This window comes from Heyndrickxia sp. NPDC080065, assembly GCF_050281185.1.
Taxonomy (GTDB): Bacteria; Bacillota; Bacilli; order Bacillales; family Bacillaceae_C; genus Heyndrickxia.
On the sequence record NZ_JBNNWS010000004.1, the window covers coordinates 172,132 to 187,514 of the forward strand.

Consider the following 15,383-nt stretch of genomic DNA (forward strand, 5'->3'; position numbering starts at 1 on the left):
TTCATCACCTATATTTTCTCTTCTAATAAATGATCATTTAAAACATCTAAAAATTGAACTGAATTTTCCTTTTCTTTCTCATGTTTATCTTTTTGCTGCTGATCCTGATTGAACGATTGCTCCTCAGATTGTCCACGATCAAACTTTTGAGCCTCAGCTTCTCCATATATCACATCGATTTTGTCTACTTGTATATTTTGCTGTGTAAAAGCATTTTTTAATTGATGGATTTGGGAATCTAGTATTTCTTTTGCTGCACCTGAGGAAGCCAACATTCTAGCCGTCAACATGCCTTTATCTTGCAGCACTTCAATTCTAATTGATCCCAGATGCTCAGGATACAATTTTATTAATAGCTTATTTGCACCATTTGCCTTTATAAATTGAGACTTCCCTAATATATTAGTAAAATCTTTAACAAATTGCTGATAATCAACTGTTTTTGAATCTTTACTCACATGTAGTACAAATTGTTCAATCTTTGAGATCTGCTGTGCTTGAACCGATTGATTGAAGGTTTCTTGAATTTGCTGTTTTCTGTTTCCTTCTGCATTCAGTACTTTGCCATTTTGATTAACTTCCCATTTATTAAATGCATTTTGTAATATCCCATTTTTATTTTGAATACCATTTGTTAACTGTTCTAATTTTGTTATCAAATCCTGAATATTCTCTTTAAGATCAGCCAAATTTTTAAGATCTGCTATAGATAGATCCATTTGCTCGGCATTACTTGCAGTTACATTGGCAGTATTAGCTGCAAATTGAAACAATTCAGGTTTCAATTGCTTTAAACTATCTTTCGGAATTGCAGTAATGATTGATATCATCTCTCCTATTCCTTGAATGTACTGTCCTTCACTCATTAACTGGTTTACTTTATTCTGTTGCCCCAGATGCAAAGGGTTATTGCCAATTAGTGCAAAAAGGCCATCTATTAATTCTGAAAATTGTTCTTTCCATTCATCTTTTGTTAGTCCCAATGAATCAGATAGTATTTCTTCGGTCAGCTTTGATTCATTTAATAGCCCATAATCATTTACTTGTTCCATATATCCATTTTTTAATAAAGATAGGATATCATTTAATAGATTTTCACTTTCACCACTGCTAGGGTCCAAACTTTCTTTCTGATTCAATACTGCATCAAATGCGCTTTTAAAACCAGACAATGACTGATTCACTTTACCTGGCTTTTGACTTTGATTTATGCTATTTGAATTTAAAAACGGCAAAACACCTATATTCACTTTGTCACCCCCTTTCTATGTTCGTTTAGATTAATTTGTTTTAGAACTAAGTAACTCCGTGTATTTTGCTGCACGATCAGCTGGCATTTTTTCCATTATTTTTGCTAAAGTCTCAGATTTTAAATTTGAAAGAATTTTTAATGCTTCTTCATCCTTCATATTTAAAATAATTGGCGCAGCGTTTTTGGGTGACATCGAGTCATACGTTCTTACAATCTCAGTGAAGGCTTTTTTATTTTGTTCTTGCATTTGTCTTAATTCATCAATTTGATCTTCCAGTCTTTTCTGTTCCAAAAGGAGCTGTTTTTTTTCACTATCCTGATTATCAATTTTCGTTTGCAGCTGTGTCAGCTCGGCATCTTTATTCTCGATCTCTGCTTGTAAATCAATAATCTTATTCTCATACTCTTTTAAGCTTTTTTCGCTTGTTTTATTTGCTTGTGATGAGACGAACGGAAGCTTTCCGCTTAAATCCTTTGCTTTTTCAAATACATTTACACCTGCTACTTGTGCAACAATTAATCCGACAAACACTGCAAATAAAAGAGGAATAAAGATAACAGTTAAAAACCATTGAAACTTATTTTTGGGTTGTTTTTCATTTATATCTTTCAAAATCATATCCTCCTGAACCAAAAACCTAGTTTCCAAGTCGCTGATAATAGCTTTGTGTTGATATTTCATCCAATTGCTTATTTTCTATTTCACTCAATAATTTTTGAAATTTTTCAAAGTCCTTTTCCTTCATTTTTTCATATTTTTTCATTTCGATATTTTTGTCCTGAAGTAATTGTTCACACCAGTTCATTTGGTTTCTTGCATTGATTACAAGCTCTTGATAATGTTTGATTGACTTTTCTAAGTTTCCAATAAATCGCTGATAATGACGAATAGATTGAACCTTAAATCCCGTTTCGAGCTTCGAAGCTTGAAATTTCTGCAAATCTTCCTTTTTCTTCAATAATAGATACAATTCTTCAGCAACCATTTCAAAGCGCTTTACCGCTTTTTGATAGGTAGATAATGCCTCATCTTTTTCCCGTTCTTTTATGGTTAGAATCTTTTCGAATTTGTACTGGTATTTCATACCATTACTCCTTTTCAGCAAGTTCGATGAGTGATAGAATACTTTGCTCAAACGTTATTTTTTCATCTGTTTTCTGTTTCAAGAAGGAAATGATTTTCGGATACATTTCTATCGCATCATCAATTTCTTTGGAAGCGCCACGTTTATATGCGCCGATATTAATTAAATCCTCAGAATTTATATATGTACTTAATATTTCCCTTAATTTTTCTGCTGCATTTTTATGTGAATCAGATACTAAATGGTTCATTAAACGGCTTATACTTTTTAAAACATTAATCGCTGGAAATTGACCTTTATTTGCTAAGGAACGATCAAGGACAAAATGACCATCTAATATTCCTCGGACTGTATCAGCAATCGGTTCATTCATATCATCCCCATCTACTAATACCGTATAAAAACCAGTGATTGTCCCTTTTTCATTTGTACCAGTTCTCTCAAGTAGTTTTGGCAGGATAGCAAATACAGAAGGAGTATATCCCTTAGTTGCAGGAGGTTCACCAACTGCAAGCCCAACTTCCCGTTGTGCCATTGCTACACGAGTAACAGAATCCATCATAAACATGACATTATGACCTTTATCACGAAAATACTCAGCAATTGCTGTAGCTGTAAAAGCACCTTTAATTCTCATTAAAGCAGGCTGGTCAGAAGTAGCAGCAATGACGATCGATTTGCTCAACCCTTCTGGCCCTAAATCTCTTTCAATAAATTCTCTAACTTCCCGACCTCGTTCACCAATAAGAGCAATGACATTTATGTCTGCTTTTGTATTTCGAGCAATCATTCCAAGCAAAGTACTTTTTCCTACACCGCTTCCTGCAAAGATACCTATTCTTTGACCTTTTCCGACAGTTAATAGGCTATCAATCGCTCGAACACCTACTTCAATTTCTTCGGATATCGGTGGTCTCTTCAAAGGATTGGGAGGGGTTTGTTCAGTTGGAATCGATTTTAATCCCTTTGGCAATACAGACCCATCTAGGGGATTCCCTAATGAATCTACTACCTTACCAATTAATGAAGATCCTACTTTAACCTCTAATGGCTTTGATGTTGCTTCTACTAGACTGCCGGGAGCAATTTCCTGTATTTCTGAATAAGGCATTAAAATCACATATTCTTCTCTAAATCCCACAACTTCTGCTTGAATTTTCCTCTGCTGTTTTTTACCGTTTACATGTATCCAGCACACATCTCCAATCGAACTTTCCGGTCCTAATGATTCGATCATTAATCCGACAACACGCTTAACTTTACCGTATCGTTTATAAGTTTCAATTTTAGGGATAAAAGGAAGTATGTCTATTGCCTTCAAGATGGAACACCCTCTAATATTTCCATTAGTTTAATTTTTAACTCGGACAATTGACTATCAATACTCGCATCAATACGCCCATAACTAGTCTCTATTAAACATTGAAATTCATTTAATTCATCATTTGGGTAAAAGTAAATTTGTTGACCATTGAATAATAAGGCATCTAATTCTTCTTTATTTTGTAAACATAAGCTATATTGATTTGGATGAATAAAAATTTGAACGTCCTTATCTTCTCTAGCTTCCTTCAATGCATGTTTAACAATTGGAATGAATTTTTCTGGTTGATCGGTTAATGTGTCTTGCACAATCTTTTCTGCAACTTTCATTCCAATTTCAAAAATCACTTTTTCGGATGCCTCAATATGTCTTGTAAATTCTTGTTTCAATTCGTTTGTCATTTGAACGGCTATGTCAATTTGGTTGCTGTACGTTTCAATGCCTTGTTTCTGACCCTCTGAAAAGCCGATTTGAAATCCTTCAGCCTTCGCTTCTTCAATCAATTTAGCTTTTTCTTCCAGCCACTTATGTTGATCAGCTTCGATATTTTTTTTGATAACATCAGCATCCAGTTGTGCTGTATCTATTATCTCTCTCGCTTGGTTATGATAGTCTTCGAGAATTTTTTTCTTTTCAACTTCTAAAGGATCATTATCCACTATGTTTTCTATTGGGTTTAATAACCCAATATCTTTTAACCCAATTACCTTTGCTTCTCTCTTTTGATTAACTGCGGTGTGTGATTTAATGATTCTAGACAATAATGTCGTCCCCTCCACCACGAGCAATGATTATTTCTCCGGCGTCTTCCAATCTTCTTATGATAGAAACGATTCTAGATTGTGCCTCTTCTACGTCTTTTAAGCGAATTGGACCCATGTATTCCATTTCTTCCTTAAATGTTTCAACCATTCTAGTAGACATATTTCTATAAACAACATCTTTTACTTCATCACTAGAAACTTTTAACGATAATAGCAGATCTTCATTTTCACATTCCCTTATTATGCGTTGAATTGAACGATTATCAAGGGTAACAATATCTTCAAATACAAACATCCTTTTCTTTATTTCTTCAGCAAGCTCAGGGTCTTGTATTTCAAGTGCGTCCAATATTGTTTTTTCGGTTGATCGATCTACACCATTAAGCACTTCAACCACAGACTCTAAACCACCTGTTTGAGTATAATCTTGTGTAACTGTTGCAGAGAGTTTCTGTTCTAATATTGTTTCAACTTCACTAATTACTTCCGGTGAAGTTCTTTCCATTAATGCAATTCTCCTAGCGATATCTGCTTGAACATTTTGAGGTAATTCCGATAGAATTTGACCAGCTTTTGCTGGTTCCAAATAAGACAATATTAAAGCAATCGTTTGAGGATGTTCGCTTTGAATAAAGTTCAAAATTTGTCCTGGATCTGCTCTCCTTGCAAAATCAAATGGCCGTACCTGTAATGAGGAAGTTAACCGATTAATGATCGTTGTTGCTTGCTCTTGTCCAAGTGCTTTTTCAAGTACTGTCTTTGCATATCCAATACCGCCTTGTGATATATAATCTTGCGCTAATGCAATATTATGAAATTCATCAAGTATGTCCTCTTTCGTTAAAGAATCTACTCTTTTAACCCCGGATATTTCCAAAGTTAATTTTTCAATTTCTTCCTCCGATAAATGTTTATAAACAGACGCAGAAACATCTGGACCAAGTGATATAAGGAGGATAGCGGCTTTTTGCTTTCCTGATAAACCCTTCTCTTTAACTGCCATAATTATCCTCCTTTACTCCTCTGATATCCACGTTCTTAATAGTTTTGCAAATTCATCTGGTCTTTCTTTTGCCATTTTTTCAAGCTGTTTTTTTCTAATCGTGTTTTCCGTTTCATGCTCTTCATTCACATCTGCAATATGAATCGGTTCAGGCTGTATTTCAAACTCTTCTTCTATTTCCTTTTTCTTACGTGAACGAATCATGAAAATAATTAACAGAACGATAACGATTAAAAGTAAACCGCCAATAAGATAAATCCACCATGGGATAACTGATTGTTGTGTATTCGACTGGTTTATTTTTCCACTGAAAGGTTGTACAGAAACCGCTATTTTATTTTGAATATCTTGATTAGTTAGATTTGGAACAGCATTCTTGTCAATGGATGTTCTAACTATCGTTGACAAAAGATTTGTAATATCATCCCTTGTACTTTGAGGTAAGGAATTTAAGTCTTTCGGGTTAGGCGGTTCCACCATTACTTGTATCCCAAGATCACGAATTTTATAAGGACTTTCTGCTATTTGCCTATGAATTCTATTCACTTCATAATTGATAGAATTTTGCACCTTTTCATAATCGCCATTGGAATCACTGCCTGAAACATAATTACTCCCCAGAGAGTCTGCAGGATTTGCACTTTGTGGAACTCCACCTGCTGAAGCACCATTACCTGAATATGTTTCAGTTATATTTTGAGCACTTATTTCTATTCCTTTCATATTATCCTTATCAACTGGCTCAACTAAATTTTCTTCACGATTTTCTTGTGTAAAATCAATATCAGCAGTAACAGTTGCGATTATTTTGTCATAACCCATCATTGTTCCTAGTAGTGATTGAACTTGTCTTTGAATATCACGTTCTATTTGGTGTTTTACATCCATTTGCTGTGCAAATGAATTTCCTGTACTATTTTCATTATTTAAATCAAAGTACTCAAAATTTTGATTCATAATGACGATATTATCAGTAGGAAGATTTGGAACACTTTTAGAAACTAAGTTATATAAAGATCTGATTTGTTTGTCATTAAACTCGTAGCCTGGTTTTGTAGTTAAAACAATCGATGCAGAAGCATCTTGGTTCTTATCACTAACAAATATTTCCTTTTTAGGCATGTTAATCATGACTTTAGCATCTTCTACGCCATCTATTTCTTTCATTAAGTTTGAAAGCTCTGTTTGCATGGCTTCTAATTTTACAACGTCGAATTCATTATCAGTCATACCAAATCCGGCATTTTGGCTAAAGAAAGAATAATCAATGCTTCCTGATTTCGGGATACCTTCAGAAGCCAACTCGATTTTCAATGCATCAACTTGTTCTTTTGGCACTTTTATCGTCTTGCCATTATCAGCTAGCTCTGATTTTATTCCTTTAGAATCTAGACTTTGCTTAATAGAACCTGCCTCAGAAGGAGATAGATTACTATAAAGAGGCACCATTGTCGTTCTTGTTGCAAAAAAACTTATAATTGAAATTAAAAGAACAATAATTACGATGGAGGAAATCCCGAAAATCTTTTGCTTTTTTGATCTATTATCCCAAAACATTTTTAATTTGTTTGAATAGTTTCTTAACTTCTCATTCATTACTATCCTCCGATTTCAAACCAATGTATCAGTTGGAAAATTAAAACGATAAAAATTCAAGCTATTAAACTTGCATTCTCATTGTTTCTTGATATGCTTCAACGACCTTATTTCTTATTTCCAGAGCAGCTTGCAAGGTGATATTAGCTTTCTGTGCAGTAATCATGACTTGATGGAGATCTACATTCTCCCCTTTAGCCATTTTCTCGGTTAAAATATCTGATTCAAGCTGTGATTGATTCACATCATCAATTGACTTCTTTAAAAAATCCGAAAAACTTACTTGAGATTGATAAGGAGTTGAATTAATTTGATTATTTTTTTGATCTAACGGACGTAAAATATTCGATGCAACCGAATTAATATTTTGAATGGACATAAATGCAACCTCCTTAATTATTTTCCGATTTCTAATGCTTTCATCATCATTGATTTAGAGGAATTAAAAACCGTTACATTTGCTTCATATGACCTAGTGGCACTCATTAAATCCACCATTTCTCTTAGTGGATCAACATTAGGAAGTGAAACATAGCCATCTTGGTTTGCATCGGGATTTTCAGGATCATAGACTAGCTTAGATGGGGTTTTATCATCATCTATTATTTTTGTAACCTTTACCCCATTACTAGCGTAATCATTACCGATAGCATTTTGGAAATGTGATGAAAAGGAATTCGTTTTTGGCTCTAAGACCACCATTTTCCTTTTGTACGGCTGCCATTCACCATTTACCAATTTTCCTCTCGTTGTATCAGCATTGGCCATATTAGAGGATATAACGTCCATCCTCAATCGTTGAGCTGTTAAAGCAGAGGATGTGATTCCCATACTACTAAACATTGACATAATTATTTGCCACCTCTTATTACTGTTTGTAGTGTTGAAAGTTTACCACTTAAACGGTCTGCTAATGCGTTGTAATATATCTGATTTGTAGCTAAGTCAGACATTTCTTTATCAATATCTACACCGTTTCCATTTTCATTGTATTGAATATTTTTTTGTGTGACAATTGTCGAAAAATCCTCAGTATTTTGAAATTCAAAATGCCTTATATCTGTTCGTTTAGCTTCAAATGACTGATTTAATGCCTCTTGAAACATTCCCTGGAAACTTACGTCTTTTGGTTTATAATAGGGGGTATCAGCATTTGCTATATTGTCCGCTATTACTTTTTGCTTTAAAGAAGAATAGTCTAGTGCTCGTTCTAATGTAAAAAAAGTATTAGAAAATAAATTCAATTAATGACACCTCGTCCCTATTTCAGACATATTATGATTTAAAACGACAAATTAATTAAAACTAATATTATTTTAATGTTTAAATTTCCCACTGTCCATGCAATCAAATAATTTTTCGATAAAAATTTTCCAATGTTAATGAATTCAGGACTTTAGTTCTATAAATATTTATTTATATACCAATCTCTTCTTGGGTTATATTGGAAATTTGTTGTTTTGTTAATTAATTCCATTTCAATACCGCTAAGGGACTGGGTAAATAGACTGATTGTTTATTCATAAGTTATTGAAGCATAATAAAACCGCCAATGAATCATCATGGCGGTTTTATTATTTAAATATAGTCTTATTAATTTGATTTTAATTTATCTAACTCAACAAGGAACTTATCATTTAACACTTTAATATATGTTCCCTTCATTCCAAGTGATCTTGATTCAATTACACCAGCACTCTCAAGCTTACGTAGTGCATTAACAATGACTGATCTAGTTATTCCAACTCTATCTGCAATTTTAGATGCAACTAGTAAACCTTCTTTACCATTTAACTCTTCGAAAATATGTTCAATCGCTTCAAGCTCACTGTATGATAATGAACTAATAGCCATTTGGACAACTGCTTTACTTCTTGCTTCTTCTTCAATTTCTTCTGATTTTTCACGAAGAATTTCCATGCCTACAACAGTTGCACCGTACTCGGCTAAAATTAAATCGTCATCATGAAATTTTTCTTGGAGACGCGCAAGAATTAATGTACCTAATCTTTCTCCTCCACCAATAATAGGAACAATTGTAGTTAACCCGCTTTGAAATAGTTCTTTATTCTCTACCGGGAATGCTGTATATTCACTATTTACATCTAAATTTGGAGATGTTTCATTTACACTGAACAGACTATTTGTATATTCTTCAGGGAATTGTCTATCCTCTAACATTTTTGTCATTCTCTCGTTTTCAACTTGTTGATTGATAGCATAGCCTAATAATTTCCCACGACGACTTACAACATAAATATTCGCTTCGATTACATCACTTAACGTTTGAGCCATTTCATTAAAGTTAACTGGTTTACCTGCTGCTTTTTGTAACATTGCATTAATTTTTCTTGTTTTGTCTAATAAATTCATTTTTCTTCCTCCTAGTATAAATATTGCTTCATTTTATTGAATCCAATTATTATTGAAATTTTTATAACTAAAGATTGAAACATTTTCTCAGTATCACAAAATAAACTGACTAAGATCTTTGTCCTGAGAAATAGCTCCTAACTTCTCATTTACATATTGTGGTGTAATATTAATTTGTTCCAGAGTAATGTCTGGTGCTTCAAATGATAAATCCTCGAGAAGTTTCTCAAGTATAGTATGCAAGCGTCTTGCACCAATGTTGTCGGTACTTTGATTTACTTCGTAAGCAATTTCAGCTATTCTAACAATAGCATCGTCAGAAAATTCAATTTGTATACCTTCTGTTTCCAATAATGCGATATATTGTTTTATTAAGGCATTGTCAGGTTCAATTAATATTTTCACGAAGTCTTCAACCGATAATTTTCCTAGCTCTACACGTATTGGAAAACGCCCTTGCAGCTCTGGAATTAGCTCAGAAGGTTTTGCCATATGAAATGCACCAGCTGCAATAAATAGAATGTGATCCGTCTTAACTGAGCCATATTTCGTTACAACTGTAGATCCTTCAACAATTGGCAAAATATCTCTTTGGACGCCCTCTCTTGATACATCTGCGGATGAGGAATTATTATTTTTACTAACGATTTTATCGATCTCATCAATAAAGATAATACCCATTTGTTCTGCACGGTTAACAGCCTCTTGAGTAACTTCATCCATATCAATCAATTTTTGAGCTTCGTCGGCTGTTAGTACTTTCCTCGCCTCTTTGACTGAAAGCTTACGTTTTTTCTTTTTCTTTGGAATCAAATTACTAAAAGCATCTTGCATATTCATTCCCATTTGCTCCATTCCAGATCCCTGGAGCATGTCGAACATAGATGGTTGTTGTTCCTCGATTTCAACAGAAACTAGCTCATCCTCTAATTCTCCATTTGCAAGTTTTTCTTCTATGCTTTTACGATATTCTTTAGCTGACAAGTCTTCAGCAGGCTCATCTTCTTCATTTGACTCGTTATTTCCCCCAAATATCATTTCAAATGGGTTCTTATAGCCAGAAGCCTTCTTTTTTGAAGGAGCAAGCAATTCAACTAATCTATAATTAGCGTATTCTTCTGCTCTTTCTTTTACTTGTGTGACCTTTTCTTCTTTTACTAAGCGTACTGATGTCTCAACTAAATCTCTTATCATTGATTCAACATCACGCCCTACATAACCTACTTCAGTAAATTTAGTCGCTTCTATTTTAACAAATGGTGCACCGACCAGCTTTGCCATTCGTCTTGCGATTTCAGTTTTACCTACCCCAGTTGGCCCGATCATTAAAATGTTTTTAGGAATAATTTCTTCTCGAAATTTTTCATCCAATAAGCTACGGCGATAACGATTTCTTAATGCAACTGCCACGGCTCTTTTAGCGTCTTTTTGCCCAACAATATATTGATCAAGTCGATCTACTATTTGTCTAGGGGTTAAGCTCATTGCTTTATTTATGTTTGCCGCCATATACGCCCACTCCTTATTGTTCAGGTTAAAATAACTAATATCTCAAATAAATTAGAGTTCTTCCACAACAATATTTGTATTCGTATAAACACATATGTCCGCAGCAATTTCTAATGATGCCTTAGCTATTTCTTTTGCAGTTAATATTTCTCCTGCATGTTGTTTAAGTGCTCTGCCAGCCGATAATGCATAATTTCCACCTGAACCTATTGCAAGTATTCCGTCATCAGGTTCAATTACTTCACCAGTCCCTGAGATTAGAAGCATTTGCTGTTCATCCATTACAATCAACATTGCCTCGAGTTTACGTAAAATTTTATCGCTTCGCCATTGCTTAGCCAATTCGACAGCTGCGCGTGTTAAATTCCCATTAAACTCCTGTAGCTTCCCTTCAAACATTTCAGATAATGTAAAGGCATCAGCGACTGATCCCGCAAAACCTGTAAGGACTTTTCCGTTGAATAATCTTCTTACTTTTTTCGCAGTGTGCTTCATCACTACAGCATTTCCAAATGTCACTTGCCCATCACCAGCCATTGCACTTTTCCCTTTATGCTGGATAGCAAAGATTGTTGTTGCATGGAAATCTCCCATTCGAACACCTCCAAAAAATAATGCAAAAGCATTTTCAAAAGTATCAATAGATGATACAGATCTTTTTTGAACACGCACAAAATGAATGAAATGAAAAATATTCTATCTAATAAAAAATATTTAAATAAATTCAATTTATGATTTATCATGCTCTAGGATGATGTGTCAAATAAGTTTTTCGCAAATGTTCTTTTGTCACATGTGTGTATATTTGAGTAGATGATAAATTTTCATGTCCTAGAAGTTCCTGCACAGTTCTTAAATCGGCACCATTATTTAAAAGGTGAGTTGCAAATGTATGTCTTAGCATATGCGGATGCATTTTTCCAGTAAGTGCGCACCTTTTGATCAAATCATTTAAAATGTAGCGAATACCCCTCTCAGTTAGTTGATTCCCTCGAAAATTCACAAAGAGAAAATCATGGTCTTCGGAGTTTTTCATAAGCTTTGGCCTTGATTGTTGTATGTACTGAATTAATGCTTCATTGGCGTAGTTCCCAAACAGTACAATTCGTTCTTTCCTTCCTTTACCCTTTACAAGAATCGAATCGAACTCAAGATCAAGATCCTTAATTCTTATGTTGGCACATTCACTAACACGAATGCCTGTTGCATATAGTATCTCAAGTAATGCCAAATTTCTTGCATCTAAATTCGACTCACCGTTGCATACTTGAAATAACTTTTCCATTTCTTCCTCATAAAAGAACTTAGGTATTTTCTTTTGTCTTTTTGATTGCGAAAGTAACGAGAAAGGATTTTCCTTTACTATATGCTCTCTCATTAAAAACTTATAAAAGCTTCGCAAACTAGAAATTTTCCTAGCCATACTTGTTCTGCTATATGCTTTATCAAAAAGTTTTGTTAAGTAGAGCCTGGCATCAAAGTATTCAACATTTTCAAGACAAGTAATACCTTGTTCAGTCATGAACAAGAAAAAATGTTCGATGTCCTGACGATAAAATTTAATCGTATACTCTGAGAAGTTTCTTTCAATCTGAATATACTCCGTAAAAGCATAAAGACTAGATTTTAAACGATCATCCATAATAATACACCTCACAAGGGCTACTAAATATTATCATAATTTAGTAGCCCTTGCAATGAATGTTATATATTTTTCACAAAGTTTTGAATTGTTTTCTAGTGCACAACCTGCAGGGACATATCTTTTATCAGCTACCTGGATAATTACTGCATCCTTTTCCATTAATTATCCTCCTACAAAACGTATCCGCTGAAAATTCGACATCTTTTTCATAACTCCATTAAGCATTTTACAACACAAAGTCCAAGAAATAAAGTATTAATCTTTTAATAAAACGCTGTTTTCGAATAGTTTTTTGTTTTTGGATAGATTTTTTAGTCTAGATTAATTTTGTGTCGTACTCTTTTCTCTTTATAATCAGTATTTCAAACAAATTTTACGATCAATTTGAACCGAAAAAAATTTTAAATACCAATTTTTACCGCATCAAAAAAAAAAAAAAAAAAACAATGATTACGAAAAGAACCTAACAAACAAATAAATAAAAGAGTGAGTTTATTAAACCCACTCTCTAAGCTATTCTACAGTTTTCTCTTTATAATCACAATTTGTACATTGTACCTGTACACCTTTTTTAAGTTTTTTCTCAACTAGAAGTTGGTCACATTTTGGACATTTTCTTTCAATCGGCTTATCCCAGGAAAGAAAATCACACTCAGGATAACGATCACAACCAAAGAAAATTCTTTTTTTCTTGCTTTTTCTTTCAATTATATTCCCCATATTACATTTAGGGCACTTGACACCTATTTCTTTTACAATCGGTTTTGTATTTCGACAATCAGGAAAATTACTACAAGCCATAAACTTGCCGTAACGACCCATTTTATACACCATTGGATGTCCACAAACTTCACAATCTTCGCCGGCTTCTTCATCTTTAATTTCTACTTTTTCCATTTCCGATTCCGCTTTCACGAGATTCTCATGGAATCCTTTATAGAACTCATCTATTATTTTTACCCACTCAACCTTGCCTTCTTCAATATCGTCAAGATTATTTTCCATTTTAGCTGTAAATTTGGCATCTAAAATCTCAGGGAAAAATTCGTTCATCAGTTCTATCACTATTTCTCCAAGTTCAGTAGGAATGAAACGTTTATTATCAAGCGCTACATATCCTCTTTTTTGGATGGTATCTAATGTTGGGGCGTATGTTGAAGGACGACCTATTCCTAATTCTTCAAGTGTTTTTACTAAACGAGCCTCTGTATATCTCGGTGGTGGCTGTGTAAAATGCTGCTTTGGATCAATCCGTTCAGAATGTACAGAATCACCTTCCTGCATTTTTGGAAGAAACTTCTCTTTTTCTTCTGATTGGTCATCTGTACCTTCAACATATACTTTCATAAATCCAGAGAATTTTAATTTTGAACCTGTTGCTCTAAAAATAATGTTTCCATTTTTTAGATCGACACTCATTGTATCCATAATTGCTTGTGCCATTTGACTTGCAACAAATCGTTCCCAAATTAGCTTATAGAGTCTTAATTGATCACGACTTAAAAATTCTTTTAAAGAGTTAGGCTCACGCATTGTACTGGTCGGCCTAACGGCTTCATGGGCATCTTGAGCATTTGATGGCTTTTTATCCTTTTTTTGTTCTGTACGTGTATACTCCTTGCCAAATTGCTGCTCGATATATTTTAACGCTTCTGTTTGAGCTACCTCTGATATTCGTGTAGAATCCGTTCTCATATAAGTAATTAAACCAACTGTTCCTTCTTTTCCTAAATCTATCCCCTCATAAAGCTGCTGAGCCAGCATCATTGTTTTTTTAGCTCTATAATTCAACTTCCTTGCTGCCTCTTGTTGCAAAGAGGAGGTTGTAAAAGGAGGAGCAGGGTTTCGTTTTCTTTCTTTTTTCGTAACAGAATCTATGGTAAACTCGTTTCCTTTTAATTGATTTAAAATAGAATTAACTTCATCCTCTGATTTTAGTTCTTGTTTCTTCCCATCTATTCCATAAAAAGAGCCTTGAAAGGAGTCCTTTCCTTTTTTAAACTCTGCATCAATTGTCCAATATTCTTCAGGTACAAAGTTCTTTATTTCATTTTCGCGATCAATAATCAAACGTACCGATACAGATTGTACCCTTCCTGCACTTAAACCTTTTTTTACTTTTTTCCATAGAAGTGGACTAATGTTATATCCAACTAAACGATCTAATACCCGTCGGGCTTGTTGTGCATCAACAAGATCAGTATTAATTGGCCGCGGATGCTTAAATGATTCTTTAATCGCATCTTTAGTAATTTCATTAAAGACAACCCGGCAATCTGAATGGATATCTAGATCTAAGCTATGTGCTAAATGCCATGCAATAGCTTCACCTTCACGATCCGGGTCAGCTGCGAGATATACTTTTTTCGCCTTTTTAGCAGCGGTCTTTAACTCTTTTAAAACTGGCCCTTTTCCCCTAATCGTAATATACTTCGGTTCAAAATTATTTTCAGCGCTGACACCCATTTGACTTTTCGGTAAATCTCTAATATGTCCCATAGATGCTTTCACTTTATATTTTTTTCCTAAATATCTCTCAATGGTCTTCGCCTTTGCTGGCGATTCCACAATAACTAAGTACTCTGACATTAAGTAGCCTCCCAGAGGTTTTCTTTATTTTTCTATCTATATATTTCTCAAAATATTCGTTACCTAAAATCAAGTGTACATATTAACGTTGTTTTTTTTATTTGTCAATTCAAATAGGATAATTATTAATCAACTAGAAATCATTTATTAAGTGTATCTGTTGGAAAATGTATAACAGATTTTTCGAAATTGCAACCTTTTTATATAAAAAAGGGCGAAATCATAGAAAAAATTAAAAAATAA

General features: G+C 33.9%; 16 protein-coding genes. All 16 read right to left on the reverse strand.

The window, feature by feature from the left end; all coding sequences use genetic code 11:
• Positions 1–8: 8 nt before the first annotated feature.
• Entirely contained in the window at positions 9–1,250 is a 1,242-nt protein-coding gene (locus ACQKP0_RS05900; protein WP_427404886.1) for a flagellar hook-length control protein FliK, read from the reverse strand.
• A gap of 30 nt (positions 1,251–1,280) precedes the next feature.
• Positions 1,281–1,865: a MotE family protein gene (locus ACQKP0_RS05905; RefSeq protein ID WP_427404887.1), complete on the reverse strand. Its 585-nt coding sequence runs from the start codon at positions 1,863–1,865 to the stop codon at positions 1,281–1,283.
• A 25-nt stretch (positions 1,866–1,890) separates the two neighbouring features.
• Positions 1,891–2,337: a flagellar export protein FliJ gene (gene fliJ / locus ACQKP0_RS05910; protein WP_427404888.1), complete on the reverse strand. Its 447-nt coding sequence runs from the start codon at positions 2,335–2,337 to the stop codon at positions 1,891–1,893.
• Positions 2,338–2,341: 4 nt separating this feature from the next.
• Positions 2,342–3,658 (reverse strand): flagellar protein export ATPase FliI, encoded by a 1,317-nt coding sequence (gene fliI, locus ACQKP0_RS05915; RefSeq protein ID WP_427404889.1) that lies wholly within the window; start codon positions 3,656–3,658, stop codon positions 2,342–2,344.
• Positions 3,655–4,422, reverse strand: a complete 768-nt coding sequence (fliH, locus tag ACQKP0_RS05920) for a flagellar assembly protein FliH (protein ID WP_427404890.1) — start codon at positions 4,420–4,422, stop codon at positions 3,655–3,657. Before fliH ends, fliI begins: the two co-directional genes overlap by 4 nt.
• Complete coding sequence (gene fliG / locus ACQKP0_RS05925) at positions 4,415–5,428, reverse strand: flagellar motor switch protein FliG (protein WP_427404891.1); 1,014 nt, start codon at positions 5,426–5,428, stop codon at positions 4,415–4,417. The genes fliH and fliG overlap by 8 nt, the downstream gene beginning before the upstream one ends.
• A gap of 12 nt (positions 5,429–5,440) precedes the next feature.
• On the reverse strand, positions 5,441–7,024 hold the full coding sequence (gene fliF / locus ACQKP0_RS05930; protein WP_427404892.1) for a flagellar basal-body MS-ring/collar protein FliF: 1,584 nt from the start codon (positions 7,022–7,024) through the stop codon (positions 5,441–5,443).
• Between the two features lie 64 nt (positions 7,025–7,088).
• Complete coding sequence (fliE, locus tag ACQKP0_RS05935; RefSeq protein ID WP_427404893.1) at positions 7,089–7,403, reverse strand: flagellar hook-basal body complex protein FliE; 315 nt, start codon at positions 7,401–7,403, stop codon at positions 7,089–7,091.
• A gap of 17 nt (positions 7,404–7,420) precedes the next feature.
• Positions 7,421–7,873 (reverse strand): flagellar basal body rod protein FlgC, encoded by a 453-nt coding sequence (flgC, locus tag ACQKP0_RS05940; RefSeq protein ID WP_427404894.1) that lies wholly within the window; start codon positions 7,871–7,873, stop codon positions 7,421–7,423.
• Positions 7,874–7,875: 2 nt separating this feature from the next.
• Complete coding sequence (gene flgB, locus ACQKP0_RS05945; protein ID WP_427404895.1) at positions 7,876–8,268, reverse strand: flagellar basal body rod protein FlgB; 393 nt, start codon at positions 8,266–8,268, stop codon at positions 7,876–7,878.
• Between the two features lie 349 nt (positions 8,269–8,617).
• Complete coding sequence (gene codY / locus ACQKP0_RS05950) at positions 8,618–9,397, reverse strand: GTP-sensing pleiotropic transcriptional regulator CodY (RefSeq protein ID WP_427404896.1); 780 nt, start codon at positions 9,395–9,397, stop codon at positions 8,618–8,620.
• 93 nt (positions 9,398–9,490) lie between these two features.
• Entirely contained in the window at positions 9,491–10,906 is a 1,416-nt protein-coding gene (gene hslU, locus ACQKP0_RS05955) for an HslU--HslV peptidase ATPase subunit (RefSeq protein WP_427404897.1), read from the reverse strand.
• A 51-nt stretch (positions 10,907–10,957) separates the two neighbouring features.
• Positions 10,958–11,500: an ATP-dependent protease subunit HslV gene (gene hslV / locus ACQKP0_RS05960; protein ID WP_427404898.1), complete on the reverse strand. Its 543-nt coding sequence runs from the start codon at positions 11,498–11,500 to the stop codon at positions 10,958–10,960.
• Positions 11,501–11,645: 145 nt separating this feature from the next.
• Entirely contained in the window at positions 11,646–12,548 is a 903-nt protein-coding gene (gene xerC, locus ACQKP0_RS05965; RefSeq protein ID WP_427404899.1) for a tyrosine recombinase XerC, read from the reverse strand.
• Positions 12,549–12,581: 33 nt separating this feature from the next.
• The gene (locus ACQKP0_RS05970; RefSeq protein ID WP_427404900.1) at positions 12,582–12,710 is read right to left on the reverse strand and encodes a hypothetical protein; all 129 of its coding nucleotides are present in this window, start codon (positions 12,708–12,710) and stop codon (positions 12,582–12,584) included.
• Between the two features lie 354 nt (positions 12,711–13,064).
• Complete coding sequence (gene topA / locus ACQKP0_RS05975; RefSeq protein WP_427404901.1) at positions 13,065–15,140, reverse strand: type I DNA topoisomerase; 2,076 nt, start codon at positions 15,138–15,140, stop codon at positions 13,065–13,067.
• Positions 15,141–15,383 lie beyond the last annotated feature (243 nt).

Excerpts from the sequence above, each read along its gene's own strand:
- hslV (WP_427404898.1), bottom strand. The coding sequence starts at position 11,500 with ATGGGAGATTTCCATGCAACAACAATCTTTGCTATCCAGCATAAAGGG.
- topA (WP_427404901.1), bottom strand. The coding sequence starts at position 15,140 with ATGTCAGAGTACTTAGTTATTGTGGAATCGCCAGCAAAGGCGAAGACC.
- flgC (WP_427404894.1), bottom strand. The coding sequence starts at position 7,873 with ATGTCAATGTTTAGTAGTATGGGAATCACATCCTCTGCTTTAACAGCT.
- fliE (WP_427404893.1), bottom strand. The coding sequence starts at position 7,403 with ATGTCCATTCAAAATATTAATTCGGTTGCATCGAATATTTTACGTCCG.
- fliF (WP_427404892.1), bottom strand. The coding sequence starts at position 7,024 with ATGAATGAGAAGTTAAGAAACTATTCAAACAAATTAAAAATGTTTTGG.
- hslU (WP_427404897.1), bottom strand. The coding sequence starts at position 10,906 with ATGGCGGCAAACATAAATAAAGCAATGAGCTTAACCCCTAGACAAATA.
- codY (WP_427404896.1), bottom strand. The coding sequence starts at position 9,397 with ATGAATTTATTAGACAAAACAAGAAAAATTAATGCAATGTTACAAAAA.
- fliG (WP_427404891.1), bottom strand. The coding sequence starts at position 5,428 with ATGGCAGTTAAAGAGAAGGGTTTATCAGGAAAGCAAAAAGCCGCTATC.
- xerC (WP_427404899.1), bottom strand. The coding sequence starts at position 12,548 with ATGGATGATCGTTTAAAATCTAGTCTTTATGCTTTTACGGAGTATATT.
- fliJ (WP_427404888.1), bottom strand. The coding sequence starts at position 2,337 with ATGAAATACCAGTACAAATTCGAAAAGATTCTAACCATAAAAGAACGG.
- ACQKP0_RS05970 (WP_427404900.1), bottom strand. The coding sequence starts at position 12,710 with ATGGAAAAGGATGCAGTAATTATCCAGGTAGCTGATAAAAGATATGTC.